The organism is Bradyrhizobium arachidis (genome assembly GCF_015291705.1).
GTDB lineage: Bacteria > Pseudomonadota > Alphaproteobacteria > Rhizobiales > Xanthobacteraceae > Bradyrhizobium > Bradyrhizobium arachidis.
The window spans coordinates 3,747,615-3,766,821 of record NZ_CP030050.1 but is presented as its reverse complement, the minus strand read 5'-3'; the positions used below and the strand labels follow the sequence as shown (position 1 = coordinate 3,766,821).

19 protein-coding genes and 2 riboswitches are annotated in these 19,207 nt (G+C 68.0%); of the genes, 3 read left to right on the top strand and 16 right to left on the bottom strand.

Annotated elements, in window-relative coordinates; all coding sequences use genetic code 11:
* Positions 1–6: 6 nt before the first annotated feature.
* The 7 genes from cobF to WN72_RS17360 form a co-directional block, all read right to left on the bottom strand.
* Positions 7–756 (bottom strand): precorrin-6A synthase (deacetylating), encoded by a 750-nt coding sequence (gene cobF, locus WN72_RS17390; protein WP_092217042.1) that lies wholly within the window; start codon positions 754–756, stop codon positions 7–9.
* A 42-nt stretch (positions 757–798) separates the two neighbouring features.
* Entirely contained in the window at positions 799–1,476 is a 678-nt protein-coding gene (locus tag WN72_RS17385) for an energy-coupling factor ABC transporter permease (RefSeq protein ID WP_092217041.1), read from the bottom strand.
* Between the two features lie 37 nt (positions 1,477–1,513).
* Positions 1,514–1,733: riboswitch (cobalamin riboswitch) on the bottom strand.
* Between the two features lie 45 nt (positions 1,734–1,778).
* On the bottom strand, positions 1,779–2,510 hold the full coding sequence (gene cobA, locus WN72_RS17380; protein ID WP_092217040.1) for a uroporphyrinogen-III C-methyltransferase: 732 nt from the start codon (positions 2,508–2,510) through the stop codon (positions 1,779–1,781).
* A complete protein-coding gene (locus tag WN72_RS17375) occupies positions 2,507–3,817 on the bottom strand; it encodes a cobyrinic acid a,c-diamide synthase CobB (protein ID WP_092217039.1) in 1,311 nt (436 codons plus the stop codon). Before WN72_RS17375 ends, cobA begins: the two co-directional genes overlap by 4 nt.
* Entirely contained in the window at positions 3,817–4,599 is a 783-nt protein-coding gene (gene cobM, locus WN72_RS17370; protein WP_027558964.1) for a precorrin-4 C(11)-methyltransferase, read from the bottom strand. Before cobM ends, WN72_RS17375 begins: the two co-directional genes overlap by 1 nt.
* The gene (locus tag WN72_RS17365) at positions 4,596–4,964 is read right to left on the bottom strand and encodes a cobalamin biosynthesis protein (RefSeq protein WP_027558963.1); all 369 of its coding nucleotides are present in this window, start codon (positions 4,962–4,964) and stop codon (positions 4,596–4,598) included. The genes cobM and WN72_RS17365 overlap by 4 nt, the downstream gene beginning before the upstream one ends.
* The gene (locus WN72_RS17360; RefSeq protein WP_027558962.1) at positions 4,961–6,142 is read right to left on the bottom strand and encodes a bifunctional cobalt-precorrin-7 (C(5))-methyltransferase/cobalt-precorrin-6B (C(15))-methyltransferase; all 1,182 of its coding nucleotides are present in this window, start codon (positions 6,140–6,142) and stop codon (positions 4,961–4,963) included. Before WN72_RS17360 ends, WN72_RS17365 begins: the two co-directional genes overlap by 4 nt.
* Before the next feature lie 10 nt (positions 6,143–6,152).
* On the opposite strand from WN72_RS17360, the gene WN72_RS17355 reads away from it, so the two are divergent.
* Positions 6,153–6,899: a cobalt-precorrin-6A reductase gene (locus WN72_RS17355; RefSeq protein ID WP_027558961.1), complete on the top strand. Its 747-nt coding sequence runs from the start codon at positions 6,153–6,155 to the stop codon at positions 6,897–6,899.
* On the opposite strand, the gene cobJ is transcribed toward WN72_RS17355, so the two are convergent.
* Genes cobJ through WN72_RS17320 form a run of 7 tightly spaced genes read right to left on the bottom strand, consistent with a single transcriptional unit; the run spans position 6,875 to position 14,782 of the window.
* The gene (cobJ, locus tag WN72_RS17350; protein ID WP_027558960.1) at positions 6,875–7,609 is read right to left on the bottom strand and encodes a precorrin-3B C(17)-methyltransferase; all 735 of its coding nucleotides are present in this window, start codon (positions 7,607–7,609) and stop codon (positions 6,875–6,877) included. The genes WN72_RS17355 and cobJ overlap by 25 nt on opposite strands.
* Complete coding sequence (locus tag WN72_RS17345) at positions 7,606–8,337, bottom strand: precorrin-2 C(20)-methyltransferase (RefSeq protein ID WP_092217037.1); 732 nt, start codon at positions 8,335–8,337, stop codon at positions 7,606–7,608. Before WN72_RS17345 ends, cobJ begins: the two co-directional genes overlap by 4 nt.
* 2 nt (positions 8,338–8,339) lie before the next feature.
* Entirely contained in the window at positions 8,340–8,969 is a 630-nt protein-coding gene (locus WN72_RS17340) for a precorrin-8X methylmutase (RefSeq protein WP_027558958.1), read from the bottom strand.
* Positions 8,969–10,132 carry a precorrin-3B synthase gene (cobG, locus tag WN72_RS17335; RefSeq protein ID WP_027558957.1) on the bottom strand — a complete coding sequence of 388 codons (1,164 nt, stop codon included), beginning with the start codon at positions 10,130–10,132 and terminating at the stop codon, positions 8,969–8,971. Before cobG ends, WN72_RS17340 begins: the two co-directional genes overlap by 1 nt.
* The gene (cobN, locus tag WN72_RS17330) at positions 10,129–13,377 is read right to left on the bottom strand and encodes a cobaltochelatase subunit CobN (protein WP_092217036.1); all 3,249 of its coding nucleotides are present in this window, start codon (positions 13,375–13,377) and stop codon (positions 10,129–10,131) included. Before cobN ends, cobG begins: the two co-directional genes overlap by 4 nt.
* Positions 13,377–14,411 carry a cobalamin biosynthesis protein CobW gene (gene cobW, locus WN72_RS17325; RefSeq protein WP_027558955.1) on the bottom strand — a complete coding sequence of 345 codons (1,035 nt, stop codon included), beginning with the start codon at positions 14,409–14,411 and terminating at the stop codon, positions 13,377–13,379. Before cobW ends, cobN begins: the two co-directional genes overlap by 1 nt.
* Positions 14,408–14,782 (bottom strand): DUF1636 family protein, encoded by a 375-nt coding sequence (locus WN72_RS17320; protein WP_027558954.1) that lies wholly within the window; start codon positions 14,780–14,782, stop codon positions 14,408–14,410. Before WN72_RS17320 ends, cobW begins: the two co-directional genes overlap by 4 nt.
* Positions 14,783–14,878: 96 nt before the next feature.
* Positions 14,879–15,099, bottom strand: a riboswitch (cobalamin riboswitch).
* A 40-nt stretch (positions 15,100–15,139) separates the two neighbouring features.
* Between WN72_RS17320 and cobO the strand changes: the two genes are divergently transcribed.
* Entirely contained in the window at positions 15,140–15,775 is a 636-nt protein-coding gene (gene cobO, locus WN72_RS17315) for a cob(I)yrinic acid a,c-diamide adenosyltransferase (RefSeq protein WP_092217035.1), read from the top strand.
* Positions 15,776–15,780: 5 nt separating this feature from the next.
* Positions 15,781–17,229, top strand: a complete 1,449-nt coding sequence (locus tag WN72_RS17310; RefSeq protein ID WP_092217034.1) for a cobyric acid synthase — start codon at positions 15,781–15,783, stop codon at positions 17,227–17,229.
* Here the strand turns inward: WN72_RS17310 and cobD are convergent.
* Positions 17,218–18,183 carry a threonine-phosphate decarboxylase CobD gene (gene cobD / locus WN72_RS17305; RefSeq protein ID WP_167380898.1) on the bottom strand — a complete coding sequence of 322 codons (966 nt, stop codon included), beginning with the start codon at positions 18,181–18,183 and terminating at the stop codon, positions 17,218–17,220. The two genes, WN72_RS17310 and cobD, sit on opposite strands and share 12 nt — an antisense overlap.
* An 11-nt stretch (positions 18,184–18,194) precedes the next feature.
* Positions 18,195–19,136: an adenosylcobinamide-phosphate synthase CbiB gene (gene cbiB, locus WN72_RS17300; protein WP_167380897.1), complete on the bottom strand. Its 942-nt coding sequence runs from the start codon at positions 19,134–19,136 to the stop codon at positions 18,195–18,197.
* Positions 19,137–19,207 lie beyond the last annotated feature (71 nt).

The following is a 19,207-nucleotide window of genomic DNA, read 5'->3' as shown; positions in this document are numbered from 1 at the left end:
CCTCGCTTAACGCCCGCGCTTGAGAATGTAGCTGTCCATGATCCAGCCATGCCGCTCGCGCGCTTCCTGCCGCGCGGCGACGATGCGCGGACCAACCTCGGCCAGCGCGCCTGAGTGGATGATCTGATCTTGCATGCCGAGATAGGCGCCCCAATAGATGTGAAGCCCCGCCGGATCGAGCGACTGGAACGCGGTGCCGCCGTCGAGCATCACCACCACGGTATCGACGCCTTGTGGCCAGCCGCCTTCGCGCAGGCGGCGTCCCGTGGTCACAAGGAAAGGCTCGCCGATCTCGTTGAGCGGCAATGCATGCGCCGCGCACAGCGCCTGGATCGAGGTGATGCCCGGTACGACCTCGATCTTGGGCAAGGGCTTGAGCCGGCGCGCGATGCGCAGCGAGGAATCGTAGAGCGAGGGATCGCCCCAGATCAGCAGCGCAATCTTGCCCTCACCGCCAAGATGATCTGCGATCGTCTGCGACCACGTCGCGGCGACCGCATCATGCCAATCGTCCACGCCCTTGCGGTAATCGGCTTCATCCGCATCGCGCACGGGAAGATCGAACTCGGCAATGCGCGTCCTGTCGCTCGTGAGCACATCGGCGCAGATCGTGCGCCTGAGATCGGCGAGATCGGACTTTGCGGTGCCCTTGCGCGGGATCAGGATGAGATCGGCGGCGTTGATGGCAGTGATCGCAGCGCGCGTGAGCTGATCGGGATCGCCGCAACCGATGCCTATCAGGGAGAGCGTGAGCATCGCGAGCGCGAGGGGCGGCCATGACGGCCGCCCCTTGATCTCTTAGGCCGCGTTGTGCAGGCGCGGAGTGACGAGGCCGGGCGCGGTGACACCGCGCAGCGACTTCGCCAGCGCCAGCACGGCGAGATCGGCGAGCGGCTCGATCACGATGACGAGCGCATAGGAGGCCGCGAAGGTCGCGATGTTGGCGAGGTTGCTCATCGCAAAGCCGGAGCCATAGAGCGCCCAGAACGCCACCCAGGCGATCACGCCGGCCTGGTAGGTCGTCGAGAGCGCCAGCGCCTGGCGATACCTGAGGTCGACATAGGCGGTGTTGCGCGAGATGATCCGTGCGGCGATCGCCTGGATCCCGAACAGCGGCACCAGCAGCGTGGTGACGTTCATGCCGTATTGCGGCAGGTCGGCGGGCTCGAAGAACACGCCCTGGAGCAAGAGGCCGAACGCAAGGCCAAGAGCCGCCGGCGCCGCACCGAACAGCAGGAACAAGGTCGAGCCAAGGATGAAGTGCACCTCGGAGACGCCGACCGGGAAGTGCGGCAGGATCTCGAAGAAGGTGAAGACGAGCGCGGTGGTCGCGAGGGTGCGCACGGCGAGCGAGCCGATGCCCTGCTCGCGCACGGTCTCGACCGCGAGCTTCAAGGCAACGCCGCCTGCGGCGATGCCGGTTGCGTAACTCAATATAAGCTTGGCGCCCGTCACGACGCCGGGTTCGATATGCATGGTTCAGTTCCTTCCTGCCGTCACACCCGACGGCCTTGGCCTCAAAACATGCACGGCCGGTCTCCTGGCTCGCGGTTCACTGGGGTTCTCCGGCCTTCCCGGACCTTGCGGCCCAGTGGCTGATCGGAGCCCCTCACCGCTTACAGTCGCGGGGGCGGCTGGGGTTTTGCGCGCCGCAACTGGGTCCGCCCATCCCCATTCCCGATTATGCTCCGGCGCTTTGCGCCGCGTTGAGCACCATGCCTCTCCTGTGTGCCCCTTTCGCCAGCCGGGCGTCAAGGGCGGAAGGGCGGCCCGGGCCATCATGACGGATAATCCCCCGCCAGCGCGCCGAACAGGATGACGGCGGCGGTCGACGCCGCCCCGCCCCGCGCAAGCTGCTCGGCAAGCTCGGCAATCGTGGTGCGGACCAGCCGCTCGTCGGCGCGCCCGAGGGATTCGGCGAACAGCGCGGGGGTATGAGGGGCGAGGCCGTGCGCGATCAATTTTGCGGCAAGATCCGGAAAGGTGCGGCGGCCCATATAGACCACGGTCGTCGCTTCGGGGTCGGCCAGCGCCGCCCAGTTCAGGTTCTGCGGCAGCTCGCCGGTGACGTCGGCCCCGGTGACGAACTGCACCCGGCGCGAGGTATGGCGCCGGGTCAGGGGAATGCCGGCTTGCGCGGCGGCGACGCAGGCCGAGGTGACGCCGGGAACGATCTCATAACCGATGCCGGCTTCGCGCAGCGTCTCGAGCTCCTCCTCCAGCCGGCCGAAGATCCCGGCATCGCCGGACTTCAGCCGTACCACGCGCGCGCCGGTTGCGGCGTAGTCGACCAGCAAGCGGTTGACGTGGTGCTGCCTGGTCGAAGGCCGCCCTGCCCGCTTCCCCACCGCAACGAGATTGGCGCCCGGGCGGGCCAGATCCAGGATCGCGCCGGACGCAAGGTCGTCATAGAGCACGACGTCGGCCTCGCGCAGCCGCGCGGCGCCCTTCACGGTCAGGAGCTCGGGATCGCCCGGGCCGGCGGAGACGAAGGAGACAAAACCGCTCACCGGTCCTCCGCGATCAGATGAAAGAACGTGCCGGTCGCCTGTCCCCGCCGCGAGCCGGTCTCGGCAATGACTGCGCCGGTCGCATCATGCACGACCGCCAAAGGCGTGTCAGGCTGCGCAAGGATGGTCGAATAGTGGAATTCGTGGCCGCGGAGCCGGGCGCCCGCCTGATGCCCCGGCATCGGTGCTGCGAGCGCGGCGAGACGATAGCCGAGATGCATGCGGCGCTTGGCAAAGCTCGTCTCGAGGCCAAGCAGGCCCGTCATCTCGTGGCGGACGCCTTCGGCGTCGGTCAAAGCGGTGCCCAGCACCATATAGCCCCCGCATTCGCCGTGCACCGGCCGCGTCTCGGCGAAGGCGCGCAGGCCGCTGCGAAAGCGTGCATTGGCGGCGATCTTGCCGGCATGGAGCTCGGGATAGCCGCCGGGCAGCCAGCAGACGTCCGCACTGACATCGGGACCTTCATCGGCAAGCGGCGAAAATGTCGAGATCTCCGCGCCCGCCGCGCGCCAGGCTTCCAGCATGTGCGGATAGACGAACGAGAACGCCGCATCGCGCGCCAGTGCAATGCGCTGCCCGGGCGGCGTCACATTGAGGCCGTTCGACGCAGCTTGCGGCGACCAGCTCGCTGCCGCTCGCAGCACCGCATCGAGATCGACATGCTCGGCGACGAAGCGCGCGGCCTCGTCGATCAGCTTGCCGATCTCGGCCTGCTCCTCAGCCTGCACCAGGCCGAGATGCCGCTTCGGCAGCGAGATCTCGGCATGGCGCGGCAGCGCGCCGAATACGGCGATGTCCGCGTCGTTGAGCGCGCGCCGCACGAGGTCCTCGTGGCGCGGGCTGGCGACACGATTGAGCACGACACCGGCAAGGCGCACGCCGGCGCGGTAGTCGCGAAGACCGGCTGCGATCGCAGCCGCGGTCTGCGCCTGCCCGGAGGGATCGATCACCAGCACCACGGGCCAGCCCAGCATCTCCGCGATATCGGCAGTCGCGCCAGTGCCGGAGACCCCGCGCGCGGCGACGCCGTCGAACAGGCCCATCGAGCCCTCCGCGAGCACGACATCCGCGTCCGCGCCGCGGCTGACGAGATGGGCGATCGCCGCGCGGTCCATCGCCCAGCTGTCGACATTGACCGAGGCGCGACCCGTCGCGGCGGCATGAAAGGCGGGATCGATGTAGTCGGGCCCGCTCTTGAAGCACTGCACGTTCAATCCGCGCTGGCGCCAGGCGCGCGCGAGCGCCAGCGTCAGCGTGGTCTTGCCGACACCGGAGGCCGGCGCAGAGATGACGAGGCCTGCGGCCATCACGACGCCTCCGGAAAGCGCGGCTCGGCGCCGACGGGACGATAGCGGCGATCGTAATCGACGGCGTAAAGACGGCTCTCGTCGAAATCCGCAGCGCCGAGCGTCTTGCCGACGAGGATCAGCGCCGTGCGCTCCATCTCGCCACCGACGGCGGCATCGAGGGTTGCGAGCGTCGCACGCACGATGCGTTGATCCGGCCAGCTTGCGCGCCAGACGATCGCGACCGGGCAATCTCCGCCGTAGTGCGGCGAGAGCTCGGCGACGACCTTGTCGAGCAGATGGATCGACAGATGGATCGCAAGCACAGCACCGGTCGCCGCGAATGCGGCAAGGTTCTCGCCTTCGGGCATCGCGCTGGCGCGGCCCGGCGTGCGCGTCAGCACCACGCTCTGCGCAAGGCCGGGCAGCGTCAGCTCGGCTTCCAGCGCGGCGGCGGCGGCCGAGAACGACGGCACACCCGGCGTGACCGTGTAGGGAATGCCGAGTGTGCGCAGGCGGCGGAGCTGCTCGCCCATCGCCGACCAGATCGACAGATCGCCGGAATGCAGCCGTGCGACGTCCTTGCCCTCGGCATCCGCGGCGGCGATCTCCGCGATGATCTCGTCGAGCGACAGTGGCGCGGTGTTGACGATGCGTGCACCGGACGGGCAATGCGCCAAAACGCCTTCCGGCACCAGCGAGCCGGCATAGAGGCAGACCGGACAGGCCGCGATCAAATCGCGGCCGCGCAACGTCAGCAAGTCAGGCGCCCCGGGCCCTGCGCCGATGAAATGCACGGTCATGCGCCATCTCCTTCGGCGATCGCGGCCGTCGCAGTGCGATCCTGCGAGACCACGCGCGTCGCAATCAGACGCGCGCGAGGGCCCGCGGCCGCAAGCGCTGCCGCCTCGGCGACCGAGCCGGTTCCGAATTTTTCCGCGACGAGTTTTGACTGCGTCGGCGTGTCGACATTCGCGAGCACATCCGACGGAACGGCCTTGATCGGCACGCCGCATTCGCGCGCGAGCTGCTTTAGCGCCTCCGCATCGGCCTTGTCGCTGACGGTCGCGACCGCCGCAAGACCTTCAGTGCCGCCAGCGGCCAGCAACGCCTCGCGCAGCGAAGCCAGCGTGACATCCTTTTTGAATCCGAGTCCGGCGACTTTCATCGCACCGCACTCCACTGCACAACCGCCCGGGCTGCCTCCCACGAGCGATAGCGGCCGAGCGGAGCGGCATGCGCTATCTCGACCCGCATCAGCTCGCCGCCATGGCGCTGATGCAGCTCGCCGAGCAGCGCTTCCGTCTCCAGCGTGACCGAATGTGCGACGAGCCGCGCGCCTGGCAAGAGACGGGACCAGACGGCATCGAACATCGCGGGATCGAGACCGCCGCCGATGAAGACGGCATCCGGCGGGTCTTGGCCAGCAAGAGCTTCAGGTGCCCTTCCCGTGACGACGGTGATCCGATGCGCCAATCCGAACGCCGCCGCATTGGTGCGAATGTTCGCGGCGCGATCCTCGCGCGCCTCGATCGCAATCGCCGTCCCGCCGCACAGCGCCCACTCCACCGAGATCGAGCCCGAGCCGGCGCCGATGTCCCACAGCCGCTCGCCCGGACGCGACGCCAGCGCCGAGAGCGCGAGCGCGCGCACCGGCCGCTTGGTGATCTGTCCGTCATGGACGAAGAGATCGTCTGAGAGGCCGGAGCTGCGGGGAATGCCTTGCCCGCCCCTCGCCTCAACAGCGACTGCGACCAAGTTGCCAGCGACATCGCCCGCAAAGCTGTCGGCGCGATGTTCAGCAATGCTTTCGCGCGGCCCACCGAGCGCGGCGAGCATCCAGAAGCCCGACGCGCCCCATCCGCGCTCGCTGAGCCATTTCGCGAGATCACCCGCCGCCCTCCTGTCGCGCACGAGGCAAATGATGCGCGCACCATTCGCTAGATGCGGAATGAGACGTTCGAACGGCGCTGCGTGGAGGCCGAGACAGGCAACGGCCTCGAGACGCCAGCCCAGCCGCGCAGCGGCGAGCGAGAAGGTCGACGGCGCCGAATGCGCGATCCACTCGTTGGCATCGAGCTTTTCGGCAAGACTTGCGCCGGCGCCATGCCAGAACGGATCGCCGGAGGCGAGCACCACCGTCGGCCGGCCGCGGCAGTTCAGCACGACATCCGCATCGAACGGCACCGGCCAGGGGCGGCCGCGGTGACCAACGTCTGCAAGCGCGAGATGACGCTCGCCGCCAAAAACAGTTTCCGCCTTGGCAAGCGCCTTTCGGCTTGCCTCGGGCAGCCCGGCAAGGCCATCTTCACCGATACCGATGATGGTCAGCCAGGGATCAGCCAAGGAATCAACCATGATGCGCGCCCTCATTCTGGGCGGAACTGCCGATGCGAGCCTGCTCGCCGCGACGATCGCGCGCGCGCAGATCGATGCCGTCTATTCCTATGGCGGCCGCACCCGTGCGCCCGCCGATCAGCCGCTGCCGACCCGCATCGGCGGTTTCGGCGGCGTGAGCGGGCTTGCGGACTATATCCGCGATGAAGGCATCACGCATATGATCGACGCGACGCATCCCTTCGCCGCCGAGATGAGCCGCAACGCGGTTGCGGCGTGCGCCGAGACCGGCACGCCGCTGATTGCCCTCGAACGCATGCCATGGGACAGGACGCAAGGCGACAACTGGATCGAGGTCGCGGACGTCAACGCGGCGGTCGCCGCGCTGCCCGACACGCCGGCAAACGTGTTCCTCGCCATCGGCCGCCAGCACATCGCGCCGTTCGCGAGCAAGCCGCAGCATGCCTACACGCTGCGTTTCGTCGATCCGCCCGAAGCGCCCCTGCCCTTCGCCGCGGATGTCATCGTGTCGCGCGGACCGTTCACGCTCGAGGGCGAGCTCGAGATGCTGCGCGCCCGCGGCATCGCCTGGATCGTCGCCCGCAACTCCGGCGGCGACGGCGCGCGCGCCAAGATCGACGCGGCCCGAGGGCTCGGCCTGCCCGTGATCATGATCTCCCGACCGCGGCTGCCCGAGCGGCTGCGGGTCGAGAGCGTCACTGACGTGATGCAGTGGCTCGGTCATTCGACCCGCCTCGGTGCATAGACCCAGCGGCCGACGCGGCGCGTCTGCGAATTGCCGATGATGACAAGCGTACGCATGTCGGCCATCTCAGGCGTCGCTTCGTTCAGCGCGACGGTCTCGATCTTCTCGTCAGCCGAGCTGATCGCACGCGCGAAGATGACTAAGCGGTCGCTACAACCAGCTTCCTTCAACACCGCAAGCGCACGGCCAAATCCCTCCGGTCGGCTCACTGAACGCGGATTGTACATCGCAATCGAAAAGTCGGCCTCGGCGGCGAGCCGCAGGCGTTTCTCGATCACCGCCCAGGGCTTGAGATTGTCGGAGAGATTGATCGCGCAGAAATCATGGCCGAGCGGCGCGCCGGCGCGCGCGGCCGCCGCCAGCATCGCGGTGATGCCGGGCAACACGCGGATCGGCAGTTTTTGATATTGCGGCGCCTGCTCCAGCGCCTCGAACACCGCTGAGGCCATCGCAAAAACGCCGGGATCGCCAGAGGATACGACGACGACCTGCCCGCCTTCAGCCGCAAGCCGCAGGGCTTCGCGCGCGCGCTGCAGCTCTTCGCGATTATCCGACGGATGCAGGGTCAGCCCCGGCCGCGGCGGCACGCGCGAGACATAAGGCGCATAGCCAAGAATATCGGTCGCCGCTGCGAGCGCCGCGGAGACCTCGGGCGTCACCAGAGCATCGCTGCCCGGCCCGAGGCCTGCGATGGTCAGTGTGCCCGTCATTCGGCGGCGTCCAGATGCCGGCCCTTGCCATGCACGAGCACGATCGCAAAGTAAGGACAATCGGCGGCATCGATCTCCGAGAGCCGCGCCACGCGCTCACCGGGCATGGTGCCGCGCTCGACCAGCCAGGCATCATCGAGCCGCCCAGCGGTTGCGAGCGCGCGGCGCACCTTTGCGATGTTGCGCCCGGTCTTCATGATCACGAGCGCATCGGAATCGCGCATGCGGCGTTCGAGCTCGTCCTCGGGAAGCGTCCCCATGAGCACCGTCGTCACGTCGTCGCCGAGCGCGATCGGCTGCCCGACGCCATTCCAGCAGCCGACCATGCCGGGAATGCCGGCGATCACCTCGATCTCGACGCGGCCCTGCAGGCGCGTGTGCAGATGCATGAAGGAGCCGTAGAAGTAGGGATCGCCCTCGCAGAGCACGACGACATCGACCGCGCGGGCAAGCCGCGCCAGGCGCTCGGCCCATTCGTCGTAGAAGCCGGCGAGAAGTTGCACGTACTCCGGACTGTCGAACGCAATTTCTGTCGTGACCGGATATTCCATGGGATATTCGGTGACCTCGGCCGCCAGCATGCCCTCGACGATGCGGCGCGCCTGGCCGGGCCTGCCCTTCTTGCGGAAATAGGCGACGTGCTTTGCGCCGCGCACCATGCGATCGGCGCGCACGCTCATCAGGTCTGGATCGCCGGGGCCGAGACCGCAGCAGATGATGCGACCCATGGCTATTCGCTCCGGCTCGCCAGCGCGTTCACGGCGGCCACCGTGATCGCGGAGCCGCCGAGGCGGCCCTCGACCGTCAATGCCGGCACCGGCGGATCGGCCATCAGCGCCGCCTTGGATTCGGCGGCGCCGACGAAGCCGACGGGGCAACCGATGATCGCCGCCGGCCGCGGACAGTTTTGGTCCTCCAGCATGTTGAGGAGGTGAAACAGCGCGGTCGGTGCGTTGCCGATCGCGACGATTGAGCCACCCAAATGCGGCCGCCACAACTCCAGCGCCGCAGCCGAGCGCGTGTTGCGCATGGACTGCGCCAGCGCCGGAACGGCCTCGTCGCCGAGCGTGCAGATCACGGCATTGGCCGCAGGAAGTCTGGCACGCGTGATTCCTTCCGAGACCATGCGCGCATCGCACAGGATCGGGGCGCCCTTCTGCAAGGCGGCGCGCGCAGCGGTTGCCATACCGGGCGTGAAACGGATATGTGCTTCCAGCCCGACCATGCCGGCGGCGTGGATCATCCGCACCACGACCTGCTCTTCATCGGGCGTGAACCGCGCAAGATCGGCCTCGGCGCGGATGGTCGCAAAGGATTGCCGGTAGATCGCCGCGCCGTCGGTTTCATAGGTGTGCGGCATCAGTGTCCTCCGACCAGGATGGAGGGATCGCTGACGATGTCGGCACAGTTCAGGCCGCGCAGGACCGGCTCGTCCCGGGTCGAGCCGTTCCGCACGAGATCGAAACCGGCGCTGGTCGCAACCAGCGTCACCGCCGAGGCTCCGGAGCGAGCGCAGCCCTTGGCGCATCCGGAGACGTGGAGCTTCGTGTCGAGGGCAATGCGCGGCGCGAGCGCGGCCGCCAGCGCGCGCGTGTCGGCATGCGCCTCGCGGCAGCGCGGCGCACCGCTACAGGCGATCACGCGCAGCGCCGGATCGTGAGGCTCCGTGATGAGACCCGCGCCGTTCGGCATCTCGCGTTTGCCCTCGCTCAAAACCATCCGCCACGGTGTCATGCGCAGCGCGTGACCGCAGCCGGAAAACTGATGCAGCGTCGTGTGCAGCATCTGCCCGAACGCGACGCCGACGAGCGCTCCTTGCGGATAATGCCCGGGCCGCGATGCCGGCATCACGGGCGCAGGCTCGGTCTCGCCGCGCAAGGCCGCGGGCAATGCCGCGCCGGCCGCGATGTGGGCCGCCATGCGCCCTCGCCCGCCCTTCGTGCCACCGGAGGCGACGAACCAGCCTGCGAGCGCGAGCGCCGTGCTCACGGCCTCTCCGCGCGCGACCGAGTGGCCGAACCTTGCGCCATCAGCCCGCACCAGCAGACGGCCGCCGCGATCGCGTTCGATCCGCACGTCGGCGGAATCGCCGGCGAGCACGCGCGACTTGCCGTCGTCGATGGCGAAGCCGAATTTGGTGGGAAGGTCGAGCGCGCTGTCGGCGAGCGCTTCTTCAAGCTCCGCAGCGAGCGCCTGCGTCTCGTCACCGACAGTCCAGAACGGCGTCACCAGGATGTTGCGGCGAGCTTCGATGTCGGTATCTGGATCGAGCAATTGCAGCTGCGCAAGGCCGTCGATCAGCGGCCGATGGGTCTCCTCGCTCACGCCCCTGATCTGGAGGTTGGCGCGGCTGGTCACATCGATGAGGCCGTTGCCGTGGCGCTCGGCGAGCTCGGCGAGCCCGGCGATCTGGTTTGCCTCAAGCCGTCCGCCGAACGGACGCACGCGGACCACCAGCCCGTCGCCCGATTGCATCGGGCGCAGCGCGCCGGGACACCAGCCCTTGACCATCGACGCGCTCATGATGCCTCCTTCAGCGCAGCCGCGATCGAATTGCGGCGCGTTCGCCAGAGGGAGGCCTCATGCAGGCGCGCGAAGCAGGTCTCCATCGCGGCCAGCGCCGCCGGATTCTCGTGCGCCATGAAGGCGCGGATGTCGGCATCGCCGAGCGTCGCGTCGTAATACAGATCGAACAGATGCGGCGGCACGGCCCCGGCCAGATGCGCGAATGCAGCCATGTGCTCGAGTGTCGCCGTGATCTCGGCGGCCCCGCGAAAACCGTGACGCATCATGCCGGCGATCCAGGCCGGATTGGCCGCGCGTGCGCGAACCACGCGCGAGATCTCCTCCGTCAGCGTGCGCGCATGCGGCTGCTCGGGGCGCGTCGTGTCGAGATGATAGAGCGATGGCCCGGCCGCGCCGAGATGGGCCGCGGCCGCCGCAACGCCGGCTTCGTGCGCGGCATAGTCGGCAGCGAGCAGCAGATCGGTCTCCGGCAAATCCTGGACGTGGACGAAGGCATCGGCCGATGCGAGCCGCTGCTCGATGCCGGCGCGATCGGGCTTGATCGCGCCATCGGCGGAGAAGGCCCAGGACGAGGCTGACAGCCAGGCTTCGCCGGCGGCGTCGCGCGTATCTGCCGTAAAGGCATCGGGGATCGCTGAGAGGCCGACGCCGTATTGTCCGGGCCGCGGCGCGAACACGCGCGAGGCGCGGTGGCGGTACGGATTCTCGTCGCCCTCCTCCTCGCGCGTTGCGAGCGCCTCGGATGCTGCCTCGAACAATTGCGCAAGGCCGGAGAAGACATCGCGGAACAGCCCCGACACACGCAGCGTGACGTCGATGCGGGGCCGTCCAAGCTCGGCCGGCGCGATGATGTCGTAGCCGGTGACGCGGCCGGAGGCGTGATCCCAGCGCGGTGCGAGGCCGGCCAGATGCAGCGCCATCGCGAACTCTTCGCCGGCAGTGCGCATCGTCGCCGAGCCCCAGAGGTCGACCACGAGGCCCTTCGGCCAGTCGCCGTGATCCTGCAAATGGCGACGAAGCAGCTCTTCGGCGAGCTTGACCCCCTGCGCATGTGCCGACGGCGTCGGCACGGCGCGCGGATCGACGGCAAAGAGATTGCGTCCCGTCGGCAACACGTCCCGCCGTCCACGATAGGGCGAGCCCGACGGCCCCGGCGCGACGCGCTGCCCTGCGAGCGCGGCACGCAGCGCATCCCGCTCCGCCTCGCCGCAGGCGCCGCGGCCGAACACGTGCAGGCCGTCGCCGAACTGGCTTTCCTTGAGATCGCAGACGAAGCGGTCGATGCGCGGAATGGCTTCGGCCGGCGCGGCCGACGCATCGAGACCGAGATCGTCTTCGAGGCCCGCTGCACGGGCCTCGTCGCGGATCGCCGCGATCAGGCGCTGGCGGCGCGCGGGATCGAGACCATCGGCGGTCGAATATTCGTCGAGCAGGCGTTCGAGCCGGCGCAAACCCTCCGGCACCGTGGATTGCTCGAGCGGCGGCGGCAGATGGCCGATGGTGACGGCACCGATCCGCCGCTTGGCCTGCGCAGCCTCGCCGGGATCGTTGACGATGAAGGGATAGATGACGGGGAGATCGCCGATCAGCGCTTCCGGCCAGCACCCCGACGACAGCGCCACGGATTTCCCCGGCAACCATTCCAGCGTCCCGTGCGCCCCCATGTGCACGACGGCATCAATGCCCTGCTCGCGGAGCCAGAGATAGAACGCGACATAGCCGTGGCGCGGCGTGCGGGCGAGATCGTGATAGTCGGAATCACGCGTGATGGCGTCGCCACGCTCCGGCTGAACGGCGATGATTGACTGGCCGCAAGCGGTGGCCGCGAAGCGGAACGCACCACTGCCGCAGCTTGGATCGGTCTCCAGCCCGCCCCAGGCTTGCGCGAGATCATCCCGCAGGGATTGCGGGAGGTGTAAGAGTGACGCGCGGTAATCGGCGACGCTCCAGGTCAGATGCTGCTTCAGCAGCGTCTCGCCGAGCGCATGGACCGGCGCGACATCGAAGCCGGCCTTTGCAAGGTCAGACACCAATGCCTCGACCGAAGCCAGCGCATCGAGCCCAACCGCATGCGCGATCTGGTGCGGCCGGCCCGGATAGTTCGAAAGCACGATCGCGACGCGCTTCCCGGCAGCCGGCTTTTCCGCAAGGCGCCACCAGGCTGCAACGCGCGCGGCGACGGCCGTCACGCGCTCCTCATCCGGCCGATGCGCCAGATGCGAAAATTGCAAATCGGGATCGCGCTCCGCCGCCGACTTGAAGCTCACGACGCCCGCGAACACGCGGCCGTCGACCTCGGGCAGCACCACGTGCATCGCGAGATCGCCGGGCGACAGACCGCGCAACGATTCCGCCCAGTCCTCGCGCCGTGCCGACGAGAGCGCGACCTGGAAGACGGGACATGACGCAGCATCGAACGGCGTCGTGCCATCTTCGCCCAGCGCAGAAAACGCCGTCGCATTGACGATCGCGGCCGGAGGGTTCTTCGCAAGATAGTCCCGCAGCCAGCCCGCAACGCCCGGGCCCTTTAGGGAGGTGACGAACACGCCATACGCCGCAAAACCCTTCTCGCGCAGCGCAGCGATCAGGGCATCGACCGGGCCGGTGTCAGCGGCAGTGAGATAAGAGCGATAGAAGGTCACCAGCGCGAGCGGCCTGCCTTCACCCGACGGCGGCGCGGCGATGACACCACGCGCGGGATCATAAAAGCCCATCTCGGGCACGGTCATCTCGCCGACGACCGGACCTGCATAGAGGCCCGAAGCCAGCGCAAGCTGAGCAATCGCGGCCTGAGCGGCAACGGGGCCACCGGTGTCGCAAAGCACCTTGAGCCGCCGCAGCGTCGAGACCGGCAGGGTCGAGTAAGCATCGAGCCGCGTGTCGTCGCGGCCGTCGGCCGGCAGCACGGCCAGCACGATGTTACGATCTTTGGCGAGCTGCTGGAGCGCCGCAAGGCCATAGGGCCAATAAGATTCTCCGCCGATCAGACGCACCAGGATGCCGCGCGCCTGCGACAGCGTGCGCTCGATATAGGTGTCGACCGAGAGCGGATGACGCAGCTCCGCGAGATTGGCGAGCCGCAGCGACGGCAGGCTGCTACGGCCGCGCCGCCAGCCCGCCGCGAATGCGGCAAGGTCGGAATCCGAGTACGAGAGCACCACGAGATCGGCCGGGTCCTGGCCGATGTCTCTTGGCGTCGCGGTCTCCTCGAGACCCCGGCTCTCGCGGAAGACGACGTGCATCAGACTCCCAATCCCGCCTTGATCGCGGCCTCATCGATATCGCCATGCTCGCCGATCACGACGAGCTTCGACTGCCTGAGACCCGCGCCCCAGGGCTTGTCGAACTGGTGGCGCACGCGCTCGCCGACGGCCTGAAGCAGCAGGCGCATCGGCTTGCCCGCGACCGCGATGTAGCCCTTGGCACGCAGCACGTTCTGCTCGCGCGCCAGCCTCTGCACCGACGCAACCAGCGTATCGACATCCGCAACCTCCGGAAGATCGATCACGACGGAGGCGAAATCATCGTGCTCGTGCTCCTCCTCGCCATCGTGATGCGACGGGCGCGCGGCAAGATCGTTCTCGGCGGCGGCGCCGAGCCCGAGAATGACGCGCGCGTCGATCGCACCGTCGGTGACGGGCAGCATCGGCACGCGGCGCGGCATCTCGGCGGCGATCGCGGCCTTGGCGGCTTCAATGCCGGCGCTGCCGGCGAGATCGGCCTTGGTCAGCAGCACGATATCTGCGCAGGCGATCTGGTCCTCGAACACCTCCGAGAGCGGCGTCTCGTGATCGAGATTTTCGTCCGCGGCGCGCTGCGCTTCGACAGCCGCCGGGTCCGGCGCGAAGCGACCGGCGGCAACCGCCTCGGCATCGGCGAGCGCGATCACGCCGTCGACGGTGATGCGCGAGCGGATCTCCGGCCAGTCGAATGCTTTCAGCAGCGGTTTTGGCAGCGCCAGGCCCGAGGTCTCGATCAGGATGTGATCGGGCCGCACCGGGCGCGCCAGCAACTGCTCCATGGTCGGAATGAAATCGTCGGCAACGGTGCAGCAGATGCAGCCATTGGCGAGCTCGACGATATTCTCCTCCGGGCAGTTGGCATCGGCGCAGGATTTCAGGATCTCGCCGTCGACGCCCTCGCTGCCGAACTCGTTGACCAGCACGGCGAGCTTCTTGCCATTGGCATTGCTGAGCAGATGCTGGATCAGCGTCGTCTTGCCGGAGCCGAGAAAGCCCGTGACCACCGTGACAGGGACTTTTGCGAGCGAGTTCATTCGGCGGCCTCCGGCAACACGGCAATGGGGGGAATGCGGGCAAGCGACTGCTTGCGGAAGATTTCGGGCCGGCTGCGCCACGGCACGAGGCCGTCGGGCGCGGCCGCATAGGCCGCGGCGCCCGCGACCACGTCCTGCGCGTTCGCATCCGACAGGCGGCCATAGACATAGGACCAGCGGCCGGGCGCGCTGAGCGCGACCGAGCAGCCCTGGCTGCATGCAGACAGGCATTCGACGGGAACCACGTTGACGCCCTCGGGCACGCCGGCCTCGAGGATCGCGCCATGCAGGCGCTTGCCGGGTGTGGTCTCGCCTTCGCCAAGCGTCTGGCCAGCGCGGCAGGTGATGCAGACGTGAAGTGTGACGGTCATCGCCTCTTCCAGAATAAACAGCGGGAGGCGAAGAGGCACACGGACCATTCTCGTGAAGGCCCGTTTCCCCGTCGCGGAACACCCCGTCCGCCGGTCCAAAACTCGTCCGCGCTGGCAGGTCTCCCGGCTTGCGGAGCAGGGTTTTGGCCCTTCGATCCCCGCCTTCCCGATCCCCTAGGGGATCAGTGGCTTCGGGCATCTCTCCGGTCACGGTCGCGGGGGCGGCTGCATTTTGGACCCAAATCTTGCCGATTCGGACCCTATCGCATTCCCTCTTCGCCTGTCATAGGACAGGAACCAGTGCCGGGCCACCATTTGCCCCCGGCCGCCTCTTGTCAAGCCGAAGGACCGGGACCGATGACGCCAGAACCGGATACCCAAACCACTGCGGAAACCGACGCCCGCCACGCCCAGAAAATGGCGAAGAAGAAGGCCGCCCGCGACAAGATCATGGCAACCAAGAGCGGCGAAAAGGGCCTGATCATCGTCCACACCGGCGCCGGCAAGGGCAAGTCGTCCTCGGCCTTCGGCATGATCGTCCGCTGCGTCGCCCATGGCTTCCCCTGCGCTGTCGTGCAGTTCATCAAGGGTGCCTGGGATACTGGCGAGCGGCGTCTGCTCACGGGCCATTTCGGCGAGCTCTGCCAGTTCCATGCCATGGGCGAAGGCTTCACCTGGGAAACGCAGGACCGCGCCCGCGACATTGCCGCCGCCCGCGCCGGCTGGGAGAAGGCCAAGGAGCTGATCCTCGATTCGAACCTGCGCATGGTCGTGCTCGACGAGATCAACATCGCGCTGCGCTACGACTATCTCGACATCGCCGAGGTCGTCGACTTCCTGACGACCTCGAAGCCGCCGATGACGCATGTCGTGCTCACCGGGCGCAACGCGAAGGACGAGCTGATCGAGATCGCCGATCTCGTCACCGAGATGACGCTGGTCAAGCATCCCTTCCGCTCCGGCATCAAGGCGCAAGCCGGCGTCGAGTTCTGAGCGCGATGGCACGCGCACTGATGATCCAGGGGGCCGGCTCGGACGTGGGCAAGTCGCTCATCGTGGCCGGCCTCGCGCGCGCCTTCACACGGCGGGCCTTGCGCGTACTTCCCTTCAAGCCGCAGAACATGTCGAACAATGCGGCCGTCACCGTCGATGGCGGCGAGATCGGGCGTGCGCAGGCGCTTCAAGCGCTCGCGGCGGGCGTCGAGCCGCACACCGACATGAACCCGGTGCTGCTGAAGCCCGAGACCGATGTCGGCGCGCAAATCGTCGTGCATGGAAAACGCATCGCCACCGCGCGGGCGCGCGAATACGCCGCGATGAAGCCCTCGCTGATGGGCGCGGTGCTGGAGAGCTTTGAGCGGTTGAAGGCGCGCGCTGATCTGGTGCTGGTCGAAGGCGCGGGCAGTCCGGCCGAGGTGAATCTGCGCAAGGCCGACATCGCCAATATGGGCTTTGCGCGCAAGGCCGACGTGCCGGTCGTGCTCGTTGGCGACATCGATCGCGGCGGCGTCATCGCCCAGCTCGTCGGCATCAGGACGGTGATCGACCCCGACGATGCCGCGATGATCCAGGGCTTTGTCATCAACAAGTTCCGCGGCGATCCCACGCTGTTTGACGACGGCTACAGGCTGATCGAAGAGAGGACCGCGTGGCGCGGCCTCGGCGTGCTGCCCTGGTTCGCCCGCGCGGGCGAACTGCCGGCCGAGGACGCGCTGGGCCTCAGTGATGCGCGCAAGCCCGGCCAATGCAAGATCGCGTGCCTCGCGCTGTCGCGCATCGCCAATTTCGACGATCTCGATCCACTCAAGCTCGAGCCAGGCGTCGATCTCCTGATGGTGCGCCCCGGCGAAGCGATCCCCGGCGACGTCAGACTGGTCATCATCCCCGGCTCAAAGTCCACCCGTGGCGATCTCGCGTTCCTGCGCGCGCAGGGCTGGGACATCGATCTGCTCGCGCATCACCGCCGTGGCGGCCACGTGCTCGGCCTATGCGGCGGCTATCAGATGCTCGGACGCAGCGTTGCCGACCCCGATGGCATTGAAGGCCCGGCAGGTGATACGCCGGGGCTCGGGCTTCTCGATGTTGAGACGGTGATGAGCCCGCAGAAGACGTTGACGCGCGTCGCAGCGGTGCACGCTGCGACGGATCAGCCGATCGAAGCCTACGAAATTCACATCGGCCGCACCGATGGGCCGGATCGCGTCCGCCCCTTCGCGAAGCTGAACGGCGAGCCGGAAGGCGCGATCTCCAGGGATGGCCGCGTGCAGGGCAGCTATCTGCACGGCCTGTTCACGTCGGATGATTTCCGCAAGGCGTTTTTGGCGAAGCTCGACATTCCCGCGGGCAACGAGCCCTATCATGCCCGGGTCGAAAGCGCGCTTGACGCCCTCGCCGATCACATCGAAAAACATCTCGATGTCGAGGGCCTGCTCGCGCTAGCGCGCTAGGACCTCGGCGAGGCGGGTCCACTCGGCCTCAACGCCGGGAAGCCCGAGCCGCAGCCATGTCGGCTCTTTCGCGAACACGCGCGACCAGATCTGGCGACGCGCAAGCTTCTCCTGCGCGGCGAGCGCGTCTGACGTCTCGTAGAGACGAAACAACGATGCACCGCCGATGAGCCGCCAGCCTTGTCCTTGCACCATCTCGTCGAGGCGAACACAGTCACGCCCAAGCCGCGCCGATGTCGCCTCCGCCCACGCATCGTCGCGCAATGCGCGGCCGCCAATCGCAATCGCTGCGCCAGAGATAGGCCAAGGGCCCGACATCGCCGCCAGCTTTGCAATGTCAGCGGCGTTGCCGATCGCGAAGCCGAGCCGCAGGCCGGCAAGGCCGTAGAACTTCCCGAAGGAACGCAGGATCAGCAGCCCAGGGCGATCCGCTTCCGGTGCCAGCGACAGATGCGGAACGGCGTCGACAAAGCTCTCATCCACGATGAGACGGCCGACGCGCGGCAGCAACGCCAGCAGATCCTTTGGTGCGAAGGTCCGGCCATCGGGATTGTTGGGATTGACCACGATGGCGAGGTCCGCGCCGGCCAGCGCATCGAGCTCGCCGACTTCATGGACGTCCCAACCCGCAGCCGACAGCACTCCCGCATATTCATTGTACGTAGGCGCGAGGATGCGGGCGCAGCCGGGCGCGCCAAGTTGCGGCAGCAGTTGGATGGCGGCTTGCGCTCCGCCCATCGCGACGAGCGGTGCACTCGTACGGTAGGCGTGCCGCGCCGCCTGATGCAATGCCTCGATCTCGGCCCGCGACGGCAGCGCGCTCCACGCGCGCGCGCTCACCTCGCCCACCGGATAAGGCAGCCGGTTGATCCCGGTCGACAGATCGATCCAGTCCTCCGCGCGGCCGCCAAACCGCTGCTGGGCCAGATCGAGATTTCCACCGTGCTCGCGCATGCTCTGTTCTTTCACGCGAAGGCGAGGATCGCAAGCAGACCGGCGAGGAGCAGCATGGCGCGGCGGTAGACATTCAGTCCCTCGCCGATGTCGGCGGGATGCGGATCGCGCGCGCCTTCGTTCAGCCAGGGCTCGTTCGTGACGCTGCCATGGTAGATGCGGGGGCCGCTGAGCCGCACGCCGAGCGCACCGGCCATCGCCGCTTCCGGCCAGCCGGCGTTGGAAGAACGGTGACGGCGCGCATCGCGCGTCATGCACGCCAGCGCCAGGGATCGGCGCGGTGCCAGCAGCACGAACAGAAACCCGGTCAGGCGCGCCGGAATGAAGTTGGCGACATCGTCGATGCGCGCCGCGGCCCAGCCGAAAGCCTCGTGCCGTTCGCTGCGATGGCCGATCATCGAGTCCAGGGTATTGATCGCCTTGTAACCCAAGATGCCGGGCAGGCCGAACAGCGCGCCCCAGAACACCGGCGCGACAATGCCGTCGGACGCATTTTCCGCAAGACTCTCGATCGCCGCGCGCGCGATGCCGGCTTCATCGAGCGCGGCGGGATCGCGCCCGACGATGCGCGAGACCGCGTCGCGCGCGGCGGTGATGTCACCGGCCTGCAGGGGCGCCGCGACGGCCGCGACATGATCATGCAGCGAGCGCAGCGCGACCAGCGGCCAGGCGAGGACACCGACCAGCACGATCTGGATCCAGCCCCAAGGAAGCATTGACTGAAGCACCCAGCCGACCGCGACGGAGATCGCGATCACCAGGAGCGCGCCAGCGACACCTACAGCGCGGCGCAGGGCCGGCGGATCGGAATCGCGATTCCAGGCGGCGTCGATGGCACCGATCAGCCGGCCCAACCAGGTCACGGGATGGCCGATCCGCGCGAACAGCCATGACGGCCAGCCCGAAAGGGCATCCACCGCCATCGCCACCACCATCGCACCCGCAAAGCCCACGCCTGCCTCCTGTCCCGCCCCTGTTGCGCAAAGCGAAGGGCGAGCGCAAGCCCCTGCCGGCCTGATTTCGG

Bases quoted from the DNA above. Each gene is read 5' to 3' on its own strand.
- cobF (WP_092217042.1), bottom strand. From the start codon at position 756: ATGCTCACGCTCTCCCTGATAGGCATCGGTTGCGGCGATCCCGATCAG.
- WN72_RS17385 (WP_092217041.1), bottom strand. From the start codon at position 1,476: ATGCATATCGAACCCGGCGTCGTGACGGGCGCCAAGCTTATATTGAGT.
- WN72_RS17375 (WP_092217039.1), bottom strand. From the start codon at position 3,817: ATGGCCGCAGGCCTCGTCATCTCTGCGCCGGCCTCCGGTGTCGGCAAG.
- cobM (WP_027558964.1), bottom strand. From the start codon at position 4,599: ATGACCGTGCATTTCATCGGCGCAGGGCCCGGGGCGCCTGACTTGCTG.
- WN72_RS17365 (WP_027558963.1), bottom strand. From the start codon at position 4,964: ATGAAAGTCGCCGGACTCGGATTCAAAAAGGATGTCACGCTGGCTTCG.
- WN72_RS17355 (WP_027558961.1), top strand. From the start codon at position 6,153: ATGATGCGCGCCCTCATTCTGGGCGGAACTGCCGATGCGAGCCTGCTC.
- cobJ (WP_027558960.1), bottom strand. From the start codon at position 7,609: ATGACGGGCACACTGACCATCGCAGGCCTCGGGCCGGGCAGCGATGCT.
- WN72_RS17345 (WP_092217037.1), bottom strand. From the start codon at position 8,337: ATGGGTCGCATCATCTGCTGCGGTCTCGGCCCCGGCGATCCAGACCTG.
- WN72_RS17340 (WP_027558958.1), bottom strand. From the start codon at position 8,969: ATGCCGCACACCTATGAAACCGACGGCGCGGCGATCTACCGGCAATCC.
- cobG (WP_027558957.1), bottom strand. From the start codon at position 10,132: ATGAGCGCGTCGATGGTCAAGGGCTGGTGTCCCGGCGCGCTGCGCCCG.
- cobN (WP_092217036.1), bottom strand. From the start codon at position 13,377: ATGCACGTCGTCTTCCGCGAGAGCCGGGGTCTCGAGGAGACCGCGACG.
- cobW (WP_027558955.1), bottom strand. From the start codon at position 14,411: ATGAACTCGCTCGCAAAAGTCCCTGTCACGGTGGTCACGGGCTTTCTC.
- WN72_RS17320 (WP_027558954.1), bottom strand. From the start codon at position 14,782: ATGACCGTCACACTTCACGTCTGCATCACCTGCCGCGCTGGCCAGACG.
- cobO (WP_092217035.1), top strand. From the start codon at position 15,140: ATGACGCCAGAACCGGATACCCAAACCACTGCGGAAACCGACGCCCGC.
- WN72_RS17310 (WP_092217034.1), top strand. From the start codon at position 15,781: ATGGCACGCGCACTGATGATCCAGGGGGCCGGCTCGGACGTGGGCAAG.
- cobD (WP_167380898.1), bottom strand. From the start codon at position 18,183: ATGCGCGAGCACGGTGGAAATCTCGATCTGGCCCAGCAGCGGTTTGGC.